Consider the following 24728-nt stretch of genomic DNA (forward strand, 5'->3'; position numbering starts at 1 on the left):
GAGAAGCGAGTGACCCGCGGGGCGACATGGTCCGGAAAAAAGACAGGAAACGCTTGACCTCACCGACCCCAATCAGAGAAGCCTGCTAGAGCAGGTCAAGGCGCTCCAGGCAATGCGACCGCGTGAACTCCACGGGGAAGCGACGCAATTCCCTGTCTCGATCGCTCGGCTCCAGGCGAAGTCCAACGATCATTTCGCGGAGGGGCCACTTCTCATCGATCCCACGCGAACCGATCCGGAGCCGGAACTGAAATGGCGCTCGGATTGTGTCTTCAGTGTTGCGGAGCCTGCCGACACCGCCGTTGGACCGAGCGCAATCGGCGCTGCAACGATCAAGTGCGTCGCGCTGAACCGGATAGATCTGGTCGAAAACCGCACTCAGATTCTAGAACGTCTGCGGACGCAGCGAATCCAAATCATGGACGCGCTAGAGAAGAAGGCAAATAAAGGCGTCCCGCCGCAGGTGATGGCTTCCCCCATTGACACTGCATTGCTGCGCATCGGTGACATGAAGCTATCCGGTTAGTCGAATCAGCCCTATGCAGGGATGGTCCGTGCGCTCATACGCGGTTTCGCTGCCGAGTTCAAAAATTGGGCCGTCGCAAGGGGCATCCAATTGGATGAAACCCACAAAGAGTATGGATATTCCGAATCCGCTGTCACCATTGAGCAAGCCATGCCGTGGGTCTTGAGGAAGAACGTAGCCATGAAGCTCGTCATCTGATTGGCAGGTTCCTGGCTTCTCCCCCGGTAGCGCAGGCGGCTTCGACCTCAAAGGCACCCGTCATCGCAAGTGATTGCTTGGGCAGGGTTCGCCCACAAACGTCCGCTCCCGCTCGAACCGGAAATACTTCTGCGTGAGTTCTCAAAAGAACTCATCCCAGTTATGCTCAGAACCGGAGGGCGGGGCAAACGGGAATGAGGTTGCCATTTCATTGGACTGTGGCTGTCGCCTTGGCGACAGTGCTGAGTGTTGCAAACACCGCAACTGCCCAGGAATCCCGATATTCTGCGCGGCAGGTTCAACAAGCCCTTGCTGAACATGGGTACGATCTCGGGACCGCAGACGGAATCTGGGGACGTCGGTCCCTTAGCGCGCTGAAGGCTTTCCAGAAAGCGAGCAACCTCCCTCAGACCGGTATTTTGGACGAAGCGACGTCAGCTGCGCTTTTTCCGCAGCTCAAGGTGACACATCACCCCTTGACGCCCATAGCCACGGATGCACGCCCGTCGACTTTGGAGCAGCCTAATGTTCCAACGAAGACAACTCCAGAGACAAGCAACGTGGAAGCCGGCAAAGCTGGTGGCGATGTCCGCCAGGCGCCGCCTTTGCCGGCGCACACCGACGGGGCTTCAGCCAAATCCGATCGTTTAGCGCCGGAGCCCAACAAGGTCAGAGAGGGGCCAACCACCCCAACGCCGCGTTTGATCTATTTGGGCCTGCTAGGGATCGCCGCCGCGTTCTTCTTCCTGCGGAGACGAAATCCAGCCGCGGAGTCGGCTCCAACGGCATCCGAAAGCAAGCGCAGCGAACCTGATCGCACTCCGAACCGGTCGGCCAGAACCGATAGGCATCGCCTCCATGTCCCGACCATTCGCATGGTTCCAGCCAACAATGCTGCTGGAGAGCAGCCAGTCGACCAAAAGCCGGTCCTGCCGGCGGATATTGCGGCTTCTCTCGCGGTACACAACGCCGCCGTCCACGATTTCATCCGTCAGAGAGGAGCGATCCGACGGCTCAAATCAGGCGCCAAACCTTCAGCCGGGCAGCCGTTCGTTCCCGCAAAAACGGGTTGGCAAAGCATTGAAACCACCAAGGTCATTCCGGTAGCGACCACAAACGAGGGATCGCTCGCATCGTACAATGCTCAGACAACGGAATCCATTCGACAAGGCGGTCGTGTTCTCATTCCCCCTACGGCCGCAACGGATCAGACGCAGCCGTCGGATTCCGAAAGCAAGGACAGCCAACTTGATAGCGGTCTCGACCAATCGGCCAGAAGCAACAGGCACCTCTTGGTTCGGAACGATCCGATCGTTCCAGCCAATATTGTAGTTGGAAGACAACCGGTCGAACAGAAACAGGCCTTACCATCAGATATTGCGACTTCCGTTGCGGCACATAATAGAGCTGTCCACGACTTCATCAGACAACGCGGAGCCATTAGACCACCCAAACCAGTGCCCAATCCTTCAGCCGCTCCCGCAGAAGCGGGTTGGCAAAGCGTTGAGGACACCAAGGTCGCGCCCGCAACGCCAACAACCGAAGGATCGCCCGCATCGGATAATGCTCAGGTTTCGGATCCCATTCGGCAGCGCGGCCCTATTCTTGTTCCCAACACGGCCCGGACGGACCAGCCGCGGTGGTTCGACCGGCTACCCGCAGTGCGAGCGAGCCCCGTCGCGCGCCAGTCGGCACATTGGATTCCTGCGAATACAGCAGCAATGGTGGGAAGCCATGACATTCCCGTGGGCATGATCTATTTAGGCGAGCACCTGCCGAGGCAGGGCAGTTCAACCGACCCGGAGAACTGCCTGATCGACCCGAGATTGACCGTGGGCGCTCACGGCGATCCGCTAGGTCAGACGATCGGCTACTGGCCATCCTACTCGAGCATTTCGCCCGCGGCGCGAAAATCCTATCTGGACTGGCTTGCCGGATCGCGATCCGATCCCGGCGCCTATATCGGATACGTGTTCCTCTACTTCTACGGTCTCGAACGCCGCCTCATGTTGGAGGAAAGTCCACCCGACGCCGATGGTGTCGTTGCCGAGGTTTGCCGGCTATTGCAGGTGTATGGAGGGAATGGCTCCTTCAAGCGTTATGCTGGTGAGTTGCTTTCGGCTTACCAGCTAAAATCGGCTCAGTTGCCGGAAAAGTTTGATCTGGAGGTCGAGGAAAATAGCTACGAGATTCCGATAATGCTGAAAGTCGCCCTCGGCATGCGGGTGCGCAGCGGAGAGGCGATTGAGCCGGACCTTTTGTTGGCTTACGTCCTTGCCGACCCCGAAACGAGGGTGCGAACGCCGGCGCGACGGGCACAGACTCTCTTGCGAGAGCTGTTCGCGGATGCGGTGGAGAAGCAATATCCAAATGGCGTGCGCGTTCCGGCCGCCGGAGTGCGAAAACTGAAGGTCAACTACCGTGCCTGCAGCGGGACGTTCGATCTTGCAATCCGCCCCTTTGGCGGTGACCTGCCGGACATCACAAACCGCAGCGAACCGATAGGCGGTGCACGCCGCATCTTCGACGACTGCACGGATCGGCTCGACAACTACAGCCGCGTGCTCGGCCGTTCGGAGGGACTGAGGCCTAGCCTTGCGGCTGTGGCTCAGCTGCCTTTGGGTTTGCGCGTGAAAAATTGTGAAAAGCTCGCTGGCAGCCCATTGAGGCGACTCCAGGAACTGGCGAGTAGTGACGCCCCAATATCCATCCAGAAACTGGCTGAATTGGCTGGGATGGATCCCGACAAAATCACCGCGCGGGCAAAGCAGAAGGAACTGTCCGTAGTTCTGGCTGCCTTTGGCTATGGCAATACCTCCGACCCTTCCTTTTCCCTGAAGTCGGCAAAACCAGACGAGCCGGCGATGGTCTTTGCTCTGGAACGTGAAGGCGAAGCTGCTCCCGAGCCGGGCGACCACTACCGCCCCATGCAACTGTCAATCATGCTCGGTATGGTGATTGCTTTCGCCGACGGTGTCCTCCACCCCTTGGAGGAACGCAGGCTCTTCGACAAGATTGACGAGGCGCCCGGCCTGTCGATGAACGAACGTGTACGCCTCAAAGCCGAACTCAAGGTCTGCGCAGCCGATGCCAGCCGCGTAGTGGATTGGACCAAACGCATAGGAGACGTGCCAGAGGACCGCCGCGAAGACCTTGCCGATGAATTGGTGGCTGTCGCCGCGGCAGACGGAACCCTTCACACACGAGAAGTGTCGCAGCTCGAGAAACTGTTCCGGCTGATGGATCTGGATAAAAACTCCCTGTATTTGCGACTGCATGGGAGTGTTGCGCCGCAGAACAAGCCGCGAGATAGGGATGACGATCTTTTCCTGGTTATTCCCGCCGGGATCCAACCGTCGGGCGTTCCCGTGTCGGCGGCGCCTCCTAGCGCACCTGCGATGCGTGTCGACATCTCGCGTCTCGAAGCGATCCGACGCGAGACGCGGACAATGTCAAGCGTCCTGGCCGATATCTTTGTGGAGGAAGGGGAGCCGTCCATCGAGCTGCAGCCCGCGATTGAGGAAATCGAGACGTCCAATGGAGATGTGCGCTTCGACGGACTGGAGCGACGCTATGCGTGGCTTCTGTCGCAACTCATCGAGCAGGAAACCTGGACGGCTTCGGATTTTGAGCGTTTGGTGCGCGGTGCCGATCTGATGCCGGGCGCGGCGAAGCAAGCACTAAACGATTGGTCCCTCGACCGCTTCGACGAACTGATCCTCGACGGCGAGAACCCTGTCATCGTCAACGCCAGCCTGTTTTCCGAGGCTACTCCCCAGTCTCCGTCGCTCACCGTCTCTGTCGAAGGAATATCAGCATGACGACAAAAACCCCACCTATCAAACCAAGAGATCGAGACACCATTATCAGCGCCTTGCGTGCCGGTGTCGTGCCGCGCATCGGTCTGCAGCATATTCAGGTGGGTCGCCAGCGCGAGATCGAAGCGCTGATCCAGGACATCGAGCGGATCGGCAACGGCGGGTCGAGTATCCGTCTCGTCATCGGCGCCTATGGTGCCGGCAAGACCTTCTTCCTGTTTCTCATCAGGCAAATCGCTCTTCAGCGCAAGCTTGCCGTCTGCCAGGCCGACCTTTCTCCGGATCGCCGCATCCACGCCACCGGTGGGCAGGCGCGTACGCTCTATGCCGAGCTCGCCACCAGTCTTGCGACCCGTACCGCTCCGGACGGAGGCGCGCTCCGAAACATTCTGGAAAGCTACATACAAAAAGCATCCGAACGCGCTTCCTCAAGCGGGACGACTATTGAAACTGCCATCAAGGAAGGCCTTGGCGATCTTCGCGAGATGGTCGGTGGCTATGATTTCGCAACCGTCATCGTTGCCTATGCGCGGGCCTACGAGGAAGGAAACAGCAATTTGCAGGACGCCGCGCTGCGTTGGTTGCGCGGCGAATACACGACCAAGACAGAGGCGCGAGGCGATCTGGGCGTGCGTACCATCATCGACGACGCGTCCTTCTACGATGGCCTGAGACTGCTCGCCCGTTTCACAAGGCTGGCTGGCCTCGGCGGCCTGTTGGTCTGCCTCGACGAACTCGTCAATCTCTACAAGCTGCAGAGCGCCCAGGCCCGCAAACAGAATTACGAGCAGATCCTGCGCATCTTCAACGATGTCTTGCAGGGTACGACGCAGGGTATCGGCTTCATTCTGGGCGGCACGCCGGAATTTCTGCTCGACACGCGGCGCGGCCTTTACTCCTACGAGGCCTTGCAGTCCCGCCTTGCGGGAAACAGTTTTGCCGGCAACGGCCTGGCCGATTACTCCGGTCCGGTGGTCAACCTGCCGAACCTGACGCCGGAGGAACTCTACCATCTCCTAGAGCGGTTGCGCGACGTCTTCGCGGCGGGCGATCAGGAAAAATGGCTGGTGCCGGATGAGGCACTCCACGCATTCATGGACCATTGCGCCAACCGTATCGGCGAGGCCTATTTTCGTACCCCGCGCAACACGGTGAAGGCCTTCGTCGATCTGCTCGCGATTCTCCAGCAAAACCCCGGCACAGATTGGAAAGACATGCTCGGCGCAGTGGACGTCGCGGAAGATCGAGGCGGTGCAGGCGACCAGCCCATCGACGACGTCGAAGGGGGAGCGGACGACGAACTTGCAACCCTCCGCATTTGACACGCTTTCCGAGCCCGTCAAGCGGTGGATTTGGCAGCGGAAATGGCGGTCGCTAAGGGATGTCCAGGAAAAGGCTATTCCGGCCATCTTCGCGGGCGGCGACGTCGTGATTTCCGCGCGCACTGCCGCCGGCAAGACCGAAGCCGCCTTCCTGCCATTGTTGACCCGGCATGCCGAACACGCAGGGAACGCCGACGGGTTCGCAATCCTCTATGTCAGTCCGCTAAAGGCGCTGATCAACGATCAGCACCGGCGGCTGGAAAGCCTGTGCGAAGGCAGCGGTGTACTCCTGCACAAATGGCATGGCGACGTGTCGGCGGACGCCAAAACCCGTGCACGAAAACGACCTTCGGGTATCGTGCTGATCACTCCGGAATCGCTTGAGGCGTTGCTCGTCCGCAGAGGCGGTGAGGTAGCGCGAATGTTTTCACGCCTCGATGCGGTGGTCATCGATGAGTTGCATGCCTTCATCGGCACCGAGCGCGGTATGCAGTTGCAGTCGATCCTCAACAGGATCGAGGTAGCGACCGCGCGAGACCGCATCGATCGAATTGGGCTTTCAGCAACACTCGGCGACATGAGCCTGGCTGCCGAAGCGCTGCGGCCCGGCAAAGGGGCCAGCGTCACGGTCGTGGAAGGCAAAGACGAGGGGAACGGGGTCCGTTTGCAGATCCGGGGTTATCTGCTGGACGGCACCGCCCCAGGCGATCTCACGGCCACCACGGACGATAGCGATCCGCCGGCAAAGCCGGCCGAACCTTTTGAACAATCGACGGTGCCAGCGGCGCTTGCGGCCGACTTGTTTCGTCTGCTGCGCGGCCAGAGCAACCTGCTGTTTGCTGGATCTCGCGCCAATGTCGAGGTTTATGCCGACATGCTGCGTTCGATGTGCGACCAAGCGAGCTTTCCAAATGAGTTCTTCCCGCATCATGGCAATCTCGCAAGGGCCATGCGCGAGGAGGTCGAAGCGCGGCTTCGAGACGATCCGGGCCCGACTACGGCGGTCGCGACCACCACCCTGGAACTCGGAATCGACATTGGCGAGGTGGAGACAATCGCGCAGATCGGACCGGGCTTTTCGGTCGCGTCACTTCGCCAGCGCCTCGGCCGATCCGGCCGCAGGCCCGGAAAGCCGGCAATGCTGCGTATGTTCGTCATCGAGCCTCCCATTGGTGAGGGACGACACCCAATTGACCGGCTTCGCCTGGATCTGGTTCAGTCGATTGCGATGGTTGAGTGCCTGAGAGCGGGATGGTGTGAGCCGCCATTGCCAGCTGGGCTGCATCTTTCAACGCTCCTCCATCAAGTGATGGCACTGATCGTGCAGACCGGGGGCATAAGCCCGACGGTCGCCTGGAAATTGTTGTGCGAGCGCGGCCCCTTCCGGGCCGTGGACAAGACGCTGTTTGCCGAATTGCTTCGGTGCATGGCCACGCCTGAAAACCAGTTGCTTGAGCAGTCGCCGGAAGGCTTGCTCATGATCGGAGAGACCGGGGAAAAGATCACGGAATCGTACGAATTCTATGCTGTTTTCGCCACGGAACGGGAATATCGGATCATTCACGATGCACGCACGCTCGGCACCTATCCGCTGAGCTCTCCGCTTGCACGTGGCGAGACGATCATTTTTGCGGGGCGCCGCTGGCAAGTCATCGAAATTGATGATCGCGCTCGGGTTATCATGGTAAAGCCGACACGGGCTGGAAAGCCACCGCATTTCAATGGCAAGGGGGCGGCCATCCACGATCACGTGGTGGCAGCGATGCGCGCGGTTCTCGTATCCGATGAGGCCTACCCCTATCTCGATCCTGCCGCGAAGCTACTGCTGGATGAAGCGCGCAGTTCGCACCTGGACCTGCAACTGGATCGCCGTTCAATCATTGCGCATGGAGAGGGGGTCCTGATTTTCCCCTGGGTCGGAACCAGGAAGCTGCAGACCCTAACCCTGGCATTGCTGGCCCGCGAGTTCAAAGCATCGCATTTCGGGCATGCCATTGAGCTTCAGGAATGCGAGGCAGCGAAGGTTATGGAAGCTCTGCAGGATATAGCTGGCTCGCCGGCACCAAGCGGGCAAGAACTTGCTGCACGACTAGCACAGCCCGCGTTGGCCAAGTTCGACACGTTCCTGAGCGATCACTTGATGACATTGGTCACAATGGTGGAAAGAATCAGCGCCAAGGACTTGCCCCTGATCGCCGCCAACGCGCTGGGAAATCATACGACGCATGAAGTCGCATGACCGCCGGGACCGGTTGCCCGCACTCGCCTCTGGCAGCCTTTCGCACATGTCCGAGCCTGTTATAACGGGCACGTCGACTCGCACCTGCGCTCACCAGACTTGATCAAGTGTAAACCAGCATCGATCATCTGCCGGAGCACAAGCAGGAGCAACTGGCCGTTTGGTCGAAAGGAGGCTCTCGTCTGGTCGTCCGAGCGCATGGTCCATCCGCTCTCGCCAGTCAGCGGCTCGACACAAGGCGCGAACCCGTTCGCGCCCATTCCGTTGTAATTTCTAGTTCTTAGGCTTATCCGGTTTCGCCTTGGTGATGATCGCTTTGGCACGCTCGACAAGCTGCCCCAGCTTTTCGATGGTCGGAGGAGCTTCTGTGCCGGCCTCCGTATGGCTATGGCCTTCCATCATGGCCGAACACATCTCGAATACGTCGATGATTTCTTCGATCAGGATCTGATCCCACATGACGCGACGAAGTGCTGTCACCATGATGCGGTCGTCCCAACGTCTCACAACTTGCTTGAGCAACAGGTGCGGCACCACTTCCTCGATTGTGCGCCGTAGCTGCCCGGCGCCCTTGCGCACCAGATCTACCCGAGCCGAGCCGAGGAGCTGTTGCGCTTGGGCCAACGTTTCTTCCGCCAGCTTGGTTTTGAGATACTGGGGCGTGGAAATTGGGGCGTCGTTAAGGCTGACGAATCCAGGTTTATCGTTGGCGCCTCTTTGAACCCAGTGCATCATTGGTTCGATCTGGGCTTTTCCGCTGCGCCGCAAACCTTGGTGAAAAATAAGAGATCGTGTGTGAATATGATGACCTGCCGGCTCTTTGCCTCCTCAACCAGTCGGCCAGCGATACGTTCCTTGCGCTGATGGTCCTGGGAATTTACCGGATCATCAAAAATTACCCCGGCATTGAGCTCATTGAGAGCGGCCTCAGTCAGAAAGTCCGCCAAGGCAACGGCCCTTTGCTCACCCTCACTCAGGATTTGATCCAAAGCGAATTCCTTGATGGCAAGCGAGCGGATCGTTTGCCCCTTTTGGCCCTTGGTGCGAAACTCAACCGGGATGGCACATTCGAGTCCGGAGCATTCTTGTCCGAGTCGCGATCTGTAGGTTTCTGCAATGACCCTTGAAAACAGTTCCCCCTCTTTCTCGGTGAGGCGGCGGGGGCTCAAAGCCGGCTTGGCCTTAGAGTCAGCGACCTCACACCATTTGAGATCCGATACGTATTTTTCGATGTCATCGAGATTTTTGCTTAGAACTTCGCGATGACGAAGCTCCACCCTCTCTGCGTCGAGCTTGGCGATGGCATCCGCGACACTGAGAAGCTTCAAATCTGCTATATCCGCGTCAATCTTTGTAATCACAGCCTCAAATGCTGGCGTCAAATCCATGGTGCCGTCGCCTGGAAATGTCTCTCCTGCCTTTTGCAAGGCTACAACGATGGCATCCCGGTCAAGCTTGAGGATGGCAAGGAGCTGAAGAATCTGCTCATCGAGCGAGGGATGCGCAGCCTTGAGATATGTTCGCGCAACCGTGTCTTCGCCGAAAATATCGAGGGTTAGGCTCTCGAAACCTTTGATCTTGGCCTTGATCTGGGTGTCCAAGGCCATCAGCGCCGTTCGGTCCGTACTGGTGAGGAATTCCCAATATCGCCCGAAGAGTTCAACGGCCTGGTCGCCTAACGGCTGCTGGCAAAGCAAACAACTGTCACCGTCGTTTGGATAATGATCGTGTTCAACGGCAGCCGACTTGTAAGCGGCTGTAATGAGTTTTTCCCATTCCGGCCCACCGGCACCCTTCAGCTTTTCCGACTTGAACGATGCCGTACCGGTTGCCGCTACTTTCTTGGCAGTGTCGTTGAATTCCCTAAGTAGGCTTTTTGCCCCATCCCGCTCAGTCTGCGAAAGACCTGCGCGTACCTGCTTTAACGTGTCACGCAGAACCTCGACCGGCATACGCGCTTCCGTGAGCCGTCGAATGCTCTCCTCCGGCGAGGTGGACTGCAATTCCAACGTCAAACGCTGGATTTCCTCAAGTCGGGCATCTTCGTCCTTGCCGTACTCGGCTAGCTTCCGTAGAGCCACCAGGTCGGTCTTTGGCCCCAGTGCAGCAACCGCCGCCGAAGCGGCCGTTACGTTTCCGATGAAAGCGTTTACGAAGCGATTTTGCTTTGGTCGCACATCGATGGCGGCGGCCAGCTTCTGAGCCAACAGACCATACACCCTCGCCATCTCGGGAAATACGTCAAAACCTGCCGGCTTGAAGCCAAGAGGTCCTGAGTCAGACAAATGCTTTCCCGCCACCGAACTGTCGAAAACTGCAAAAGACCTCTTCAGCTCGGCATGCTCCGTCGTTCCATCGAAGACGAGTGGGATTTCGTTGCCAGCGTGATCGACCAAGACAATGGTGGCCGAGGCTTTTCTTGGAGCGGTATCGTCATAAATGTCGGGAATGATCGCGTGCCGAGTTCTGCTGAAACACACATTCGTCAGGATGCGCGCAAAGCCGCTTTTTCCAGCACCATTTCCACCATAGATGAGCGTCAGTTGGGGCGAAAAAGCCAACTCGGCAGATGGGGTCAGCGCATTTACGCCGCTGACGTCATGAATTCGCAAGAGCCGGGGTTTTTGGGAGGCGAGCCCGCTCGCTTTGCCGGTTATTGTTGCCGGAATCTCGAGCTTTGGACTTGGTTCGTCCGCCAGTCCGAATCCATGCAGGAAGACACTATAGACCTGCCCGATCTGCTCAGCAGTAAGAACGCCATAGCGCACCGCCCAAGCAAGTGTCAGCTTTTGCCAGGGCGAGAAATCCTTCGCCCAAATCTCCAGCTCATCCCAAACCGTCACCTGAGAGGGCGGGGCCGCCTGCACGTCCTGAACTGTCAATTTGTCTCCCCCGATCAGCCGTCACTCCGATAAGTAATCGGGCATAAAGTCAATATCCAACCGGATCAGGCGATACTATTTCTTGTATCCAACACTTGAACGTCCAGTACATGCCGACTGTGGTTTTTGTGACGCCATGAACCTAAGCCTCAGGTTTCTCCCTTGGCACATCGTGCTCGAACTGGCGTCGCTCGCAGGCATGCAAGAACGGCTTCGGTCGAGCGGTCGAAAGCATGACTGACGATCAACGAAAGCCGAGCGGCGTGAACCCATGCTCGGCAATGATGTGGTGGAGCAGGCAACGATACCGTCACCCGTTGTGGCCGGACGCCAAGCTCGGCCAGTTTCAACTCCATCCAGCGCGATAGAAAGCCAATACAGCGTACCTTGAAATTCTTCTATCGGACCACGATCGAACATCGGTATGTTTGTGATCGGAGACCGCGCAATGGCATTTCGATTCGTACACACGGCCGACATTCATCTCGACTCGCCGCTGCGTTCGCTGGCGATGCGAAACACCGACCTTGCCCAACTCGTCGGAGACGCCAGCCGTCAGGCGTTTGTCTCGATCGTGGATCTCTGCCTTGCGGAATTTGTCGATACCCTGGTCATTGCCGGCGATCTCTATGACGGCGATCAGACCTCGATGAAAACGGCGCGGTTCCTAGCGTCACAGATGACACGACTTCACCAGGCCGGCATCAAGGTTTTCAAGATCCGTGGCAATCATGACGCCATGTCGCGGATATCGAAGCAGTTGGTGTTCCCGGACACGGTCACGATCTTCGGCGGCCGTCCCCAGTCAGTGCTGCAGACAGCCGGCGGGCTCGACATTGCGTTCCATGGCTTGAGCTTTGCCAGCCCCAAGGCGCCGGACAGTCTGCTTCCCAAGTATTCAGCTCCGCGTGAAGGTACGGTCAATGTCGGCATCATGCATACGAGCCTGGCCGGATCGCCGGGCCACGACGTCTACGCTCCCTGCAGCGTCGCTGACCTTCATGGCCATGGCTTCGACTACTGGGCGCTTGGGCACATCCATGTCCGCCAAGTCCACGCCGGGGCGAGCACCGTGGTGATGCCAGGAATTCCACAGGGCAGGGACATCAACGAGGCCGGCGAGAAATCCGTCACCCTGGTGACGATACGAGACGATCGCACCGTCGAGATCGAGGAAAGGCTGACCAGTATCGCGCAGTTCGAGCGGTTGAGCGTCGACCTGACCGGAACGGTGGAATGGTCCGAAGTCGTCGGGCGGCTGCGCTCCGCGCTCGAAGATGTGCGCGCCTCCGTCAGATCCCGTCATCTTGTGGTCCGTCTCGGTTTGACCGGGGCGTCACCCTTATCCTGGGCGCTGATACGTGACCGCGACCTGCTGCTCGCAGAAGCCGAGCAGGTCGCGGAACACACGGGGGACACCTGGGTGGAGAAGCTCGAGCTCAATGTCTCTCCATCCGCGGGCGAAACATCGGAGGGCGTCGCTGATCCGATTTTCGAACTCGCTCAATCCATGCGCGCCGATGCCAGCTCAGAAGCTTTCCGTGCCGAGGCGAGGGCGTTGGTCCAGAAGGTGATCGCGGATCTTTCGCCCGACGGGCGAGATTTCGCCGGAAAGGATGAGGCTGGGCTGGAGTTGTTCCTCGATAGGATGCTTGCCAACGGCGCCGACCTGGTCACCGCCCGCCTCAAGGCCGGTGGATCACAATGAGGCTCCGGCGACTTGATCTCATCCGTTACGGCAAGTTCACCGACAGGACGATCGACTTCGGACAGAAACCGGAATCCGGACCCGACCTGCATATTGTCTTCGGCCTGAACGAGGCCGGCAAATCGACGGCGCTTTCCGGGTATCTCGACCTGCTGTTCGGAATCGAGGAACGCAGCCGCTACAATTTCCTGCACGAGTACAGCGCAATGCGCATCGGCGGTGTGGTCGAACTCGGCGGCGCGGAGCACTCGTTCACACGCACGAAACAGCGCACCAACTCATTGCTGAACGAGACGGGCCAACCGGTCAGCGAAATGGCGATATCAGCACATCTCGCGGGGCTGTCTCGCGACGCATACGAGACCATGTTCTCGCTGGACGACGAAACGCTGGAAGCAGGTGGAAAATCAATCCTGGAATCCCGCGGCGACCTGGGCAAGCTGCTGTTTACGGCCAGCGCCGGCCTCGGGCACGCAAGTGATACATTGAGCGTACTCGAGGCCGAAGCGGACAGGCTCTATCGCAAGCAGGCACACGGGACCGAGCTTGCGCTGTTCAAGAAGCGGCTTGCGGAACTGAAGGCCGGTAAGGACGCGATCGACACCTTGGCGTCGACTTATGAGAGCCTTGAAGCCGAGCGTCTCGACGCGACAGAAAAATACGACCGCAGCATCGCCGAACGGTCGGTGCTGTCGGCTCGGCTCGATACCATCGCGAAGTATCTACGCGCGATCCCGATCCTTGCCGATATCCGACGTAAGGAAGCCCAACTGGCTGACTTGCCTGAGATCGCTTCACCGTCACGGACCTGGACGGGCAGCGTCGCCTACATGATCGAGACCGACGCCAGTCTGAGAACACGGCTATCTGCGAGTGTGGACGAGCTCGAGCGGGTGACGACCAAAATCGCCTCGGTCGATGTGGACGCGGTGATCCTGGCGATTTCCGAACGGGTTCGCGGTCTGGCCGACCGCAAGGTGCGCTACGTCTCGGCCGGTCTGGACCTGCCAAGTCGCAGGACCGAGCTGCAGATCCTCAACAATGCCGTGACGAGCTGCCTTGCTGCCCTCGGACGATCCTGCGAGCCAGAACCTGCCAGACTGCTCTTGCCTGCTGCAACCATCGGGGCTGTCCGCACCATGGTCGAGCAGCGATCCGGGATCGTTACTAGCATGCGCGTCGCGCGCGACGAGGCTGCGGCAGCCGCTGATGCGCTTCAGGCGGCACGCGAGCGGGTTGGCGAAGAACGGGCCGTGCCCGAGCCTGCCAGGGCAAGACTGGCCTCGGCTGTGTCAACGGCAAGGGCGAGTGGGCACTTGAGGGAAATCAAGGCGGCACGCGAGGCCGTGGATGCCGGCGCAATTCGATGGGAGGCCGCGATCGCGCGCTTGCATCCCTGGTCGGGAGATGCTCAGGCATTGGCCAGGGTCGCCATTCCGAATGCTGGACAGCTTGGCGCATGGAAGGCGCTTGCAGCAGAGCTCGGAAAGAGCAGGGGCGTCGTTTCCGAACGTCTTGCCGAGCACCAGGACAATCACGACTTGCTTTCGGTGCGGCTGGATGCCCTTCGCTCCTCGGTCGATGTCAGCGACGATGAATCCGCCGCCGTCATTCGTCGCGCCCGGGAAGAGGCCTGGGCACGGCATCGCGATGACCTCACTGGGGACACGGCGGACGAGTTCGCGGCAGCACTGGCTCGAGATGACAGTGTCGGAGCAGGCCGTCTGGCCAACGCACGGGAGCTCGTTGAGATTCGCACGGCAAGCCGCAGCCTCGCTGAAACCGCTGCCACCATCGCGCATGCGCGCGCCCAACTTGCACGCAACAGCTCGGACCGGGAGGTCGTACTCTCGGAAATTCGCGCAGCGGCAAGAGAGCTATTCGGAGAGTGCCTGGAAATTTCCTCCGAACGGCTGATTGAGCTGATCGAGAATCGCATTGCTGCCCGGATCGAAGCGCTCGTGACCTGGGACGAGATCGAGCTTGCCCGCAAGAAAGCCGAGCGGGCGGTTGATGAGAGGGACCAAATACGCCTGGAGCTGAGCGGGGCTCTGGCGAGTGTCGGCGTTGGTTCAGATCCCGCCGACAGCCTTGAGACGGTCATGGCCGTGGCAGAGTTGTTCCTTGACAGGCAATTCAAGGTGGACGCCGAGCGTACCGAGACGCTCAAAACGGTTAGCACACGGCACGAGGATCTGGCCGCCAGGCGGCGAGCCGTCGACGTTTCAGAACGACGTGAGGACGAATGGCTGGCCGGCGTTGCCGAAGCGCTCAAGGGCACCTGGCTCGAGAGCGGCATATCGGCGGCCGGCGTCGGCAGCGTCCTCGATCAATTGGCTGAACTGTCCAAGAGTCTTCAAGACCGGCACGCCATGCAGCTCCGCATCGAGAAGATGGAGGCGGACAGAGAAAATTTCCTGGTCGAGGTCAATGCCGTTGCAGCCGAGGCGGGCGACGTGGCGGACAACGAAGAACCGGAACAGCTAGCGATCCGGCTTGCCGAGCGCCTGGAGCGTGCCGATCGTACGCGCGAGGCGAAGGCAAATCTCGTCAACGACCTGCAGCGCCTGCAGGAAGCGCGTGAGATCCTCGATGGGGAGATTTCGGCAAATGAGCGCCGCAAGAGCGAGGTTCTGAGCGTCTTTGGCGTGGCCACGCTGGCGGACGTCGTGCAACGCGACGAACTCCTGCGCAACAGGGATCGCCTGCGCGCTACGGTCGCCGAACTCGAGGAACAGGTGTCGGCCGAGCTCGCGGTGGAAGGGTTCGAGCAGGCGCGTTCGATTTTGGATGTTCTCGATCTGAATAGCCTGGCCATCGAGAAGGCTGAAGGCGAGCAACGGCTTCGGGATCTTGACGAAGCGATACAGCAACAACTCATTCGGCAGACGCGAGCGGCCGACAAGCTGGACGATATCGGCGGCGACAGCGCTGTTGCCCGCATAGATGCCGAACGACGCACCGTCCTTCTGGAGATCCAAGAAAAGGCCATCCGCTACATCGAGCTGAAATTGGGCGTCATGGCCGCCAGGAACGCTCTGCGCGTCTATCGGGAGCGCCATCGATCCGGAATGATGGCGCGGGCATCCGACGCTTTCGCGCTTATGACGCGCGGCCAGTACTCAGGCCTGACAACCCAACCGGTCAAGGGTGGCGAAGTGCTCATCGCATTACAGCGCGACGGGCAGTCCAAGGTCGCGGACGCGCTGTCGAAGGGCGCGCGTTTTCAGCTTTATCTGGCCCTGCGGCTTGCAGGATATTACGAGTTCGCTCAGTTTCGGCCCTCCGTGCCCTTCATTGCCGACGACATCATGGAAACCTTCGACCATTTCCGGTCAGAGGAGGTTTTCCGGTTGTTTGGAGAGATGGCGAGTGCCGGTCAGGTAATCTACCTCACGCATCATCAGCACCTGTGCGAGATCGCCAAGACTGTTGTGCCTGGCGTAGCGATTCATAATCTCGGATGAGATTGGACTTTATTTGATGCGTTGCTGACATACCGTGCCGTTCGATGTTTTACCTTAGCTAGTCTAATCGACATTCCAAGCGCCGGCCTTCGCGTTCGCTTTGCGCCCAATGCACGAACATGAAGTAATCGCGGGAGCGGTGGCCACCAAAGCTGTGGCGGCGATGTTAGGAACTCTAGCCAGCTGGCTGTCCCCCGATAGGATGAAGAACGGGCTCACGATCGACACCGGGCCCAGGCATCGAACGGAGGACAGCCATGAAGCAGTATATCGGTCTCGACGTATCCATGAAAGAGACGGCAATATCGATCCGGCAGGACGAAGGCGAAGCTCTCCCTGTTGAAGTCTCTCTTCGAGAACCAGTATCCATGTATCCCGTCCGAAGCCAGATGCCATCTCCGGCAGCGTTTGCTATGCTGAGGGCCAGGGCTAGCTGCCGTGTGCCGCTGGCCCTCGGTCGAGATCGATCTTGATGAATTCGCCCGCGTGCCTATCCCCGCCCCGATGGATGGAAGGGTTCTACTGGCCTTTACACGTCGATGCTCAAGGAAGGCGATGAAGTCGCTTGCGCAGCAGGGGAACGCAGCCTATCGGTCAGAGACGTAAGCGCAGCAGCGGGCGTTCCCAAATCAACGCTTCATCGACTTGTATCCGAAGGCACCGTATCGCAGCCATCCCGCGAAGCAGTGGCCCGTTGGCTGAAGACCGTGGACGCGTCACCGTCGGCGATTGTAATGAAAGCCAAAAACTTAACGATCTGCTCAAGCAGCTCGATGTATTGATGCGCGAAGCCAAAACGCAGAAGGGGTAACGCATGACGACTTCTCGACAGGTATTGGGAATGGTTCAGAGCCATATCGCCGGGGATGGCGTTCGTTTTCTGTCGATCGCGGAGCAGATCGCGCTAGAGGCCGAAAAGGCCGGGCGAGGCAAATTCGCAGAGTCCCTGCATAAGTTCGTGATTGCCGCACGTAGCGAAAAGACCTCGCGCACGATCCAATTGGCGAAGCCCCGGGGCGATCTCGCCGAACTCCTCGATGTCACATATCCGGACATCCTGCTTCCGGACGTCGTTCTGCGCCGGGATTTGCGTGATGGTATCGACCGCATCGTCGACGAGCACAAGCGACTTGTCGAACTCGAAGCTTACGGCCTGAAGCCGCGCCGCAAACTTCTTTTCGTCGGCCCGCCCGGCACAGGAAAGTCGATGACCGCTCATGGGATCGCTTCCGAGCTTGGACTTCCCCTCTTCACCGTTCAACTCGATGGCGTCATCACCAAGTTTATGGGTGCCTCCGCGTCCAAGCTGCGATTGATCTTCGAATCCATGACTGGCGTTCGGGGCGTCTATTTCTTCGACGAGATCGATGCGATCGCGGCAAGTCGGGCGCACGAGAACGACATCGGGGAGGCCCGGCGTCTGCTGAATTCGTTCCTGCAACTCGTGGACCGCGACCAGTCGCACAGCATCATCATCGCAGCGACCAATCACAGTTCCCTTCTGGATCGCGCCGTCTTCCGGCGGTTCGACAGCGCTTTTCGATACGAGCTGCCCACGGGTGACGAAGCGCGCCAGGTCATTCGAAACAACATCCTGGCGTTCGATGCGGGTTCGGTCGATTGGGAATCCATCGAGAAGCATACCAGTGCTCTGTCACAGGCAGATCTCGCGGCGGCCGCTGTCGATGCAGCGCGAAAAGCCGTGCTCGAAAACGGCGGAAAGCTTACGACCAAAGAATTGGTGTGGGCGCTTGAGGGACGGATGCAAATTCACTCGAACTAAGGGTGGCATCAGGTGTATTCGTGAGGCAGGGAATCACTCCAAGGATTAGGATATAGATGCCGCTTCAGCCTCATCTTCATCTACGAAACCTTACCTTGGCTGCTACTCCGTTTCGGCCTCATCGTAGCGGACGAACAAAGAGAGATCCGGCGACTATTCCGGATAGGGCGGGCCATGCCGGTGCCCTGAAAGCGAATTTCGCAAAGATAGCGGACCGTCTTGCGGAGCATACTCCCGCGCAGGAAGAAGCCGGAATCCCCAAGAACAAGCAGGGAGTGGTGATCACCGCCACGGGGTTCGGAACACAGAAGCTATGGATCGGCGAAATGAAGGCGTCCAGCCCTGGCGTTAGCCTGCTGTCCGTCTCGGCCGCCCACGATGACGAGCCTGCGTCAGCGAAACTGTTCGTGACAAGGAACAGCCTGGAGACGATTTCGAACCAGATCGACGCGTACTCAGCTTTTGAAGCGCGCCGTTCGAACGTCAGCTCAACGAAGAAACCTGCACGCTTTCAGTTGTTCGAAAGCACGTCGGAATTCAAGCCTGCTTCGCTGGAAGACATCTGGAGCGGACCTATCGACGACATGCCCAAGAGGAAGTCCGAGTCCGTCGAAACCTGGATCCGTTCCGACAGGGCGGCTTACTTTTATAGGGTGGCAGAGCGGCTGGGGATTTCCATCATCGGGAATCCTACAAAGTTCACGGACAGCATCGTCGTCGACATGACCCTGAACGCGGTCCAGATGCAGGCACTGCTGGATTCCACGGGAGCTGTCATCGAGTTCCGTCCCTCGTCCGATTTCGTGCACGATTACCGACGCGTGGACGGCGACGCACGCAATGCTATTTCGAATGCGGTCGCTCAACGGATCGTTCCCGCCCCAGCCGGCGCGCCTCGCACCGTAATCCTCGACTCGGGCGTATATGCAGCCAACCCGTTGCTGCGAGCCTCGATATCTCGGGCCAACCTCAAAACCGTGGATGTGGATTGGGGAACGGACGACAACAGCGGCCACGGCACCGCGATGGCGGGTGTGGCATTATTCCCGAACCTCGAGGCGGCTGCTACCTCTCGCGCGCCGATCATCCTGACGACCGCGTTGGAGTCCGTCAAGGTTTTCCGACCGTTGTCTTCCACGAACCTGATCGTTCCGCGCGACGCGATCCAGGAGGCAGTCAAACTGGTGGAGCGTGATTCCGGAGTGGAGCGTGTCTTCTCGCTGTCGGCGACAATTCCTGGCGAAGACGAGAGCGGACGGCAGAGCGCCACTTCGGCTGCCGTCGACCAGCTGGCATGGAACGACGGAGTTCGGTCGAGGCTTTTCTGCGTGGCGGCCGGCAATGTTCCCGTGAGCCGGAAGACGCCTTATCAGGTAGTTCATTACGGCGGGCGCAACGCGGATTTCCCGGTTCAATCTCCCGGGCAGGCAGTCAATGCGTTGTCGGTAGGCGCCTATACCGACAAGGACATCAGCGTCGGCACGCCGGTTGCGCCGAAGGGCGACCTTTGCCCGGTCTCGCGCACCAGCCAGAAGTGGGACAACAAGTACCGCACCTCCAACAAGCCGGACGTGGTTTTCGAAGGTGGCAACCACATTTTCGATCCCGGCAAGAAGACGTCGCGTGGTTCCGCCGACACACGCGTTTTGACGACGGGTCGGGCAGCCGGGCAGGAGTTGGATCTCACAGGCGAAACCAGTGCAGCGACAGCCGGGATCGCCGGTCTCGCGACCCGTGTACTTTCCCGATATCCTCAAATGCGATCGGAAAGCGTCCGAGGCCTGATCGTGAACGGCGCGTCTTGGACACCAGCGATGCAACGGCAGGCAGAGGGCGGCTCCGAAGATCGCAAGCGGGTACTCGACACGTTCGGCTGGGGAGTTCCGGACGAGCGGCACATTCAGGAAAGCGACAGCAACTCGCTTACTCTCGTCATTGAAGACGAAATCACCCCGTTCGAAACGCGAGACGGTCGATGCGGCCTCAAGGAAATGAAGTATTTCGACCTTCCGTGGCCAAAACGTGAACTCGAACGGATCGGCAATGCCGAAGTCAGGCTTGCCTGCACCCTATCGTATTTCATCGAACCCGACCCTTTGGCGGACAAACGCGCTAGGAAGGATCGGTACGCGTCGCACAGGCTGCGGTTCCGATTCAACCAGCCCGACGACACTGCCACAACTGCACAAAGTCGATTGAATCAACTCGTCGACCTGGATGACGACGAAATTGAGGTCCCGAATCTCGATGACGGTCGTTGGTTCATGGATTGGCGCCGCAGCGACATAGGTACCGTTCATAACAACATATGGACGGGGCCTGCGCACGAGCTGGCGGTCCGCGGCGGCGTATGTGTCTATCCAGTCAAAGGCTGGTGGGCTGATCGCAGTTCGCCCGAGTGTCGACGTTCCACACCGTTCAGCCTAGTCATCTCGCTACGCACCGCGCACGCCGACGTCGACCTTTACACTGAGGCGATGGCCAACGTGCCGGCCCACGCGATCATCGTTTCGACAAACGTATGAGCGCTGCCCAAGTATGGTCTCGACCATGACCGATGCTGCACTCGTATTCGAGGGTCCCGTGCCAGACGGTCCCGGAACTCACGTCCTGCTGATCGGCGTCTCCGCTTACGATCATCTGCTGGGAGGCACCGACGAGAAACCGCACCTCGCCAACGACATGGGGCAGCTGGCGTCGCCTGCCAAGTCGGCGCGCGCCCTCGCCGAATGGTTTCTGACGGAGTTCGAGAACGCCGACACTCCCCTTCAAAGCCTCTCGCTTTTGATCTCGGATCCTTCGCCTACGCCGTTCAGCTTTCCCGGGAACCTGAGCGAGCCGAAGGTACCTCCGACCGCGACGATCGGGAGCGTCACCGCTGCGATCGACGGCTGGCTCGGCCGTTCTGCGAAGTCTCCTGACAATATGGTGGTATTCTTCTTCGCAGGGCATGGTGTATCTTCATCGGACCCCCTGCTTTTCCTCCAGGATTTCGGGGCCCGGTCATTCGATAAATACGCGACTTCCGTAAATCTTGAAGACTTCCTCGGTGGAATGCGAACGATGGTCCCCGGAAAGCAGCTGTTCCTTATCGACGCCTGCCGGACAACGGAGAAGACATCCGTCGAACTCGCCGGCGAGCACCGGGGTGTAGGGCTGGTTTCCGCCGTTGACCCCACCGGAACCGGGCGAAAGCTGGCTCTCCAAAGCGTCCATCATGCTTCCACCGAATTCGCCGTGGCTTATGGGGCGACGGATGGGGTTAGTCTGTTCACCGAAGCGTTGCTTCGCGCCCTGCGCGGCGGAGGTGCGCAACCTCATCTGCAATGGCATGTTGGCACGAGTGGCCTGGAACAGGCGTTGGGAGCATATGTGTCACGGGCCGCGCAAAAGCACTCCGTGATACAGGTCCCGGAGAGATCGCGTGGCCAGTTCTTCAAGATTTCCAAACCCGCGAAAGTGGACGTACCGCTCCATATCTCTCTCGATCTCGCCGAAGCCTGGGGACACCTGGACAACATGGAGGCGCGCTGTGCGACGGGCATCTCGGCGAGCTTGACCCACGATCCCGCGAATCCGATCGAGGAATGGTCGTGTGTCGTGCCTCTGCGCGAGCACATGGTCGCAGCCGCCTTCAAGCAGGGTGCTGCCTACAATCACGCAGCCGAAGTGGTGATGGTCGCTCCGCCGGAGACGGTCTACACCCTGACGATACAAGCCGGGGCCGTGCCATGAAGGGCACGTTGAAACTCTACTTCGCCCGTGGTGAAGGTATCCGGGATTTGCCGTCGGGTATCGCTGTCCGGATCGAGAGAGCGGTCTCCGAAAGCGATGGCGAAGCGACCGCTTGGTCAGTCCTCGTCCCTACGTCTCCTCACGGCCTCTCCGTTGAAGTCGATGCGGGAACCTACAGGCTACAGGCCTGGCTCCCATCCGGACAAATCCTGCAATACAGGGCAAACGTGGAAGAAGCCTCCGAAACTCCGGTGGAATTGAGGCCGCCAATGTCGCGCGCGACCGCCGACACCCGGCACCGCCTCGGAATGTACAGGGTAGATCTCAGCAAAGAGTACGACCCCTTCGAGTTGCAGCCCGCGTTCACTTCCGGATTCGACGACGAACCGATGGAGACGTTGGATATATGCACAGAAACCCCGTCCTTCGTGTCCTGGACCGACGTACATGACCGCATTGTCGAAGTTGACGGAGAAATCGGGCACGGCTTGGACGTGAGTTTCGATGCTGGCACCAATGCCTTGTCCATCAGTGCCGGCGACGGCCATGACTACTTCGGGTCGCAGTTCGAACGTTGGTGGGTTCGTGTGCGTCACGATCGCGGGGAGAGCCTCGGAATTCTGCCGCTGGCCTGGTTGGCCGGCGCGACCCAATCTCCCGGGGCTTCGGTTGAAGTCAGGTTCGAGCGGGTAAGTAATCATCTCGGCGTCACCGTACGCGACTCCAGACTGGATGCGTTGCTCGAGTATCTCAAAGCGGGCAGGCTTTCGGCCGCAGCGGCATCGGTCGCAATGTTCTCGGATGACAACACGATGGTTCATGCCATCCGGGACAAGCGTTCCAATCCCCTGGCGGCATGCGCGGCCGCCTATGTGAGCCTGGCGACGGCGGACAGGAAGCAGATCGAACACTGGCGGAACTGGGCGCCTAACTTGATGAATTTCTTTCCGTGGATGCCGGACGGTGCGATCATCCGAGCCTGCACGCTGATGGATGGCCCGGTCTCCAGCGATACGCGGTCCGAAATCCTTCAACTTGCCAAGGAAGCCTTTAACCGCGGGCTGCCGTTCTTCACTGTCGGGTTCAGTCACCTGCGCGACATCTTCACGATCTTCTCGGCTGACGATGCCGAAGCAAAGCAGATGTTGGGCCGCGTCCGCTCGATGAGTTCTCGATGCGAGATCAGCGAGGCCTTCACGACACTTCAGTTCCCACGTCATTGAAAGGGATGTCATGTTCCGCGTCAGGATGCTGCCTGCCGATGACGGCGACTGTCTTCTTCTGGATTACGGGACGGAGGATCGACAGCATCATATCCTGATCGATGGTGGACGTGGGTCCAGCTACGCCGCATCGATCGTCCTGGCGCTGAAGGATATACACGCGCGCGGTGAACGCATCGATCTCCTCGTCCTCAGTCACATCGACGCCGACCATATCGAAGGACTACTGCCCCTGATCGAGGATCCTGACCTGCCAGGATCCGTGGCGCAGGTCTGGTTCAACGGTTTCGACCAGCTATCGGATCTGGAAATCTTGGGGCCCAGACAAGGAGACGCCTTCTCGGACGGTCTTCTTAAACGAGCATGGCCCTGGAATGCCGACTTCAATGGCAAGGCGGTGGCAATCCGCGAAGCGAAACTGCCAGTTATTAATGTAGTAGGCGGGATGAAGATAACCCTCCTGACACCGACGATGAAAGCGCTATCCCGGCTACGCTCGGACTGGATCGAGTATCGTCAGTCCAAGACCCTGCCTGTCGATCCCGATCCAGTCCCAGCCGGGCTTGAGATCCTTGGCCCGAAGCTCGCGACCGTCCCTGGAAACGTCGCGGCGCTGGCGGACGCGCCGGATGTGGAGGACAGAACCGTCCCGAACGGATCGAGCATTGCATTCGTCGCCGAATTCGAGGGCCGACGAGTCCTGTTGGCTGCGGATGCCCACCCGTCGGATCTCTTGGAAGGGTTGCGGAAGCTCGACACCGAGGAACTTCACCTGGTGAAGCTCTCGCATCACGGAAGCAAGGCGAACACGACCATCCCGCTGGTAAGGGCCATGGCAGCTAAGCGCATCGCGATTTCGACCAGTGGCGCTCGAAACCGACACCCGAACCCGGAAGCGGTCGCGAGGCTGATCAAATACGGTCCAAAGGAACTGCATTTTTATTTCAACTATCGGACACCATATACTGAGGTCTGGGATTCACAGGCCATGCGCGATGCCTTCGGCCACGAATGCTTCTTCGGCGAAGGATTCGAGATGAAGATCGACGTATGAGATCAAGAGGCGAGGCGACGCTCAGCCCTGATTCTTCAAGTTTTCAAACGCGGGATGTCCTGCGAGAGCGATGTCGCAGGCCCCCGTTCCGACCGCACGAACCATCCGTAAACATTCCTGCGAAGGATTTTCTCGACATTCGGCATCTTAGCCTTCAGATCCTGCAAACGCTGGAACGGCGTCGGCTGCCGAATGGCAGCTACCCGCTCAGTGCTGCCCAACAGCAGACAGTCCGGTCACGGCACCAACAACGTCGTTCCAGTTCTCGACCAGCGCGCGGTCTTGGTACCGTGTCGAAAGGTTTGATCGCACATGCCGAAAATGTTTGCATGGCGCAATAAGTTTATATCGGGTCGTATATGGGGACTGCCGATATGGCAACCTATATAGCGGTAATTGATATATAAACGTATATTGACACCCGTCATATACGGTCCTATATCGGGCTAGCTCATGCAGAATGGTATAGGCCATGAAGATCAGAACAGCTCGCGACATTGGTATCCTGATCAAGGAGGCCCGCACCCGGCGCGGCCTGTCCCAGGCTGCCTTGGCCAAGATGATCAACACCACGCAGACGTGGGTGTCGTGGATCGAGAACGGCAAGCCCAGCGCCGAGATCGGCAACGTGCTGCTGGCGCTGACCACGCTTGGTGTGGAGCTGGACTTTCAGATCCCGCCGGCGCCGACGTCGGCTGCTGATCATCATCATAATGCCGATGAACGGCATGTCGACGATGACGACGACGAGATTCCCTACAAGCTCTAGGTGA

The 24728-nt window shown here is 59.2% G+C and carries 14 protein-coding genes and 1 pseudogene; 13 read left to right on the forward strand and 2 right to left on the reverse strand.

Features of this window, described 5'->3' with window-relative positions; translation table 11 throughout:
• The first annotated feature begins 112 nt into the window (after positions 1 to 112).
• The 4 genes from NKI20_RS16570 to NKI20_RS16585 all read left to right on the forward strand — a co-directional run bounded on the left by NKI20_RS16570 (position 113) and on the right by NKI20_RS16585 (position 8103).
• A complete protein-coding gene (locus NKI20_RS16570) occupies positions 113 to 526 on the forward strand; it encodes a hypothetical protein (protein WP_352832005.1) in 414 nt (137 codons plus the stop codon).
• 437 nt (positions 527 to 963) lie between these two features.
• Complete coding sequence (locus NKI20_RS16575; protein WP_352832095.1) at positions 964 to 4545, forward strand: TerB N-terminal domain-containing protein; 3582 nt, start codon at positions 964 to 966, stop codon at positions 4543 to 4545.
• On the forward strand, positions 4542 to 5864 hold the full coding sequence (locus NKI20_RS16580; protein ID WP_352832007.1) for an ATP-binding protein: 1323 nt from the start codon (positions 4542 to 4544) through the stop codon (positions 5862 to 5864). The genes NKI20_RS16575 and NKI20_RS16580 overlap by 4 nt, the downstream gene beginning before the upstream one ends.
• Positions 5845 to 8103: a DEAD/DEAH box helicase gene (locus NKI20_RS16585; protein ID WP_352832009.1), complete on the forward strand. Its 2259-nt coding sequence runs from the start codon at positions 5845 to 5847 to the stop codon at positions 8101 to 8103. Before NKI20_RS16580 ends, NKI20_RS16585 begins: the two co-directional genes overlap by 20 nt.
• Before the next feature lie 273 nt (positions 8104 to 8376).
• On the opposite strand, the gene NKI20_RS16590 is transcribed toward NKI20_RS16585, so the two are convergent.
• Positions 8377 to 8838, reverse strand: coding sequence for a hypothetical protein (locus tag NKI20_RS16590; protein WP_352832011.1), 462 nt, complete (start codon positions 8836 to 8838; stop codon positions 8377 to 8379).
• Complete coding sequence (locus tag NKI20_RS16595; protein WP_352832013.1) at positions 8835 to 10985, reverse strand: AAA family ATPase; 2151 nt, start codon at positions 10983 to 10985, stop codon at positions 8835 to 8837. The genes NKI20_RS16590 and NKI20_RS16595 overlap by 4 nt, the downstream gene beginning before the upstream one ends.
• A gap of 448 nt (positions 10986 to 11433) precedes the next feature.
• Here NKI20_RS16595 and NKI20_RS16600 point away from each other — a divergent pair, with 448 nt between their 5' ends.
• From NKI20_RS16600 to NKI20_RS16640, 9 genes and pseudogenes are all read left to right on the forward strand, one after another.
• Positions 11434 to 12693 carry a metallophosphoesterase family protein gene (locus tag NKI20_RS16600; protein WP_352832015.1) on the forward strand — a complete coding sequence of 420 codons (1260 nt, stop codon included), beginning with the start codon at positions 11434 to 11436 and terminating at the stop codon, positions 12691 to 12693.
• Positions 12690 to 16160 carry an AAA family ATPase gene (locus NKI20_RS16605; RefSeq protein WP_352832017.1) on the forward strand — a complete coding sequence of 1157 codons (3471 nt, stop codon included), beginning with the start codon at positions 12690 to 12692 and terminating at the stop codon, positions 16158 to 16160. Before NKI20_RS16600 ends, NKI20_RS16605 begins: the two co-directional genes overlap by 4 nt.
• Before the next feature lie 539 nt (positions 16161 to 16699).
• Positions 16700 to 16801: pseudogene (locus tag NKI20_RS16610) on the forward strand (hypothetical protein); the annotation flags it as partial.
• A gap of 173 nt (positions 16802 to 16974) precedes the next feature.
• The gene (locus NKI20_RS16615) at positions 16975 to 17943 is read left to right on the forward strand and encodes an AAA family ATPase (protein ID WP_352576281.1); all 969 of its coding nucleotides are present in this window, start codon (positions 16975 to 16977) and stop codon (positions 17941 to 17943) included.
• A gap of 278 nt (positions 17944 to 18221) precedes the next feature.
• Positions 18222 to 20468, forward strand: coding sequence for a S8 family peptidase (locus NKI20_RS16620; RefSeq protein WP_352832020.1), 2247 nt, complete (start codon positions 18222 to 18224; stop codon positions 20466 to 20468).
• 25 nt (positions 20469 to 20493) lie between these two features.
• Complete coding sequence (locus NKI20_RS16625; protein WP_352832023.1) at positions 20494 to 21678, forward strand: caspase family protein; 1185 nt, start codon at positions 20494 to 20496, stop codon at positions 21676 to 21678.
• Complete coding sequence (locus NKI20_RS16630; RefSeq protein ID WP_352832025.1) at positions 21675 to 22901, forward strand: hypothetical protein; 1227 nt, start codon at positions 21675 to 21677, stop codon at positions 22899 to 22901. Before NKI20_RS16625 ends, NKI20_RS16630 begins: the two co-directional genes overlap by 4 nt.
• 10 nt (positions 22902 to 22911) lie before the next feature.
• A complete protein-coding gene (locus NKI20_RS16635) occupies positions 22912 to 23955 on the forward strand; it encodes a ComEC/Rec2 family competence protein (RefSeq protein ID WP_352832028.1) in 1044 nt (347 codons plus the stop codon).
• A gap of 472 nt (positions 23956 to 24427) precedes the next feature.
• Positions 24428 to 24724, forward strand: coding sequence for a helix-turn-helix domain-containing protein (locus tag NKI20_RS16640; RefSeq protein WP_352576291.1), 297 nt, complete (start codon positions 24428 to 24430; stop codon positions 24722 to 24724).
• Positions 24725 to 24728 lie beyond the last annotated feature (4 nt).

The sequence above is a fragment of the Mesorhizobium sp. M0830 genome, assembly GCF_040319965.1.
In the GTDB taxonomy this organism is placed as follows: Bacteria; Pseudomonadota; Alphaproteobacteria; order Rhizobiales; family Rhizobiaceae; genus Mesorhizobium.

What these genes read in the sequence shown, in the direction of transcription:
- NKI20_RS16580 (WP_352832007.1), top strand. Translation starts at nt 4,542, where the DNA reads ATGACGACAAAAACCCCACCTATCAAACCAAGAGATCGAGACACCATT.
- NKI20_RS16630 (WP_352832025.1), top strand. Translation starts at nt 21,675, where the DNA reads ATGAAGGGCACGTTGAAACTCTACTTCGCCCGTGGTGAAGGTATCCGG.
- NKI20_RS16570 (WP_352832005.1), top strand. Translation starts at nt 113, where the DNA reads ATGCGACCGCGTGAACTCCACGGGGAAGCGACGCAATTCCCTGTCTCG.
- NKI20_RS16605 (WP_352832017.1), top strand. Translation starts at nt 12,690, where the DNA reads ATGAGGCTCCGGCGACTTGATCTCATCCGTTACGGCAAGTTCACCGAC.
- NKI20_RS16625 (WP_352832023.1), top strand. Translation starts at nt 20,494, where the DNA reads ATGACCGATGCTGCACTCGTATTCGAGGGTCCCGTGCCAGACGGTCCC.
- NKI20_RS16640 (WP_352576291.1), top strand. Translation starts at nt 24,428, where the DNA reads ATGAAGATCAGAACAGCTCGCGACATTGGTATCCTGATCAAGGAGGCC.
- NKI20_RS16590 (WP_352832011.1), bottom strand. Translation starts at nt 8,838, where the DNA reads ATGATGCACTGGGTTCAAAGAGGCGCCAACGATAAACCTGGATTCGTC.
- NKI20_RS16600 (WP_352832015.1), top strand. Translation starts at nt 11,434, where the DNA reads ATGGCATTTCGATTCGTACACACGGCCGACATTCATCTCGACTCGCCG.
- NKI20_RS16635 (WP_352832028.1), top strand. Translation starts at nt 22,912, where the DNA reads ATGTTCCGCGTCAGGATGCTGCCTGCCGATGACGGCGACTGTCTTCTT.
- NKI20_RS16615 (WP_352576281.1), top strand. Translation starts at nt 16,975, where the DNA reads ATGACGACTTCTCGACAGGTATTGGGAATGGTTCAGAGCCATATCGCC.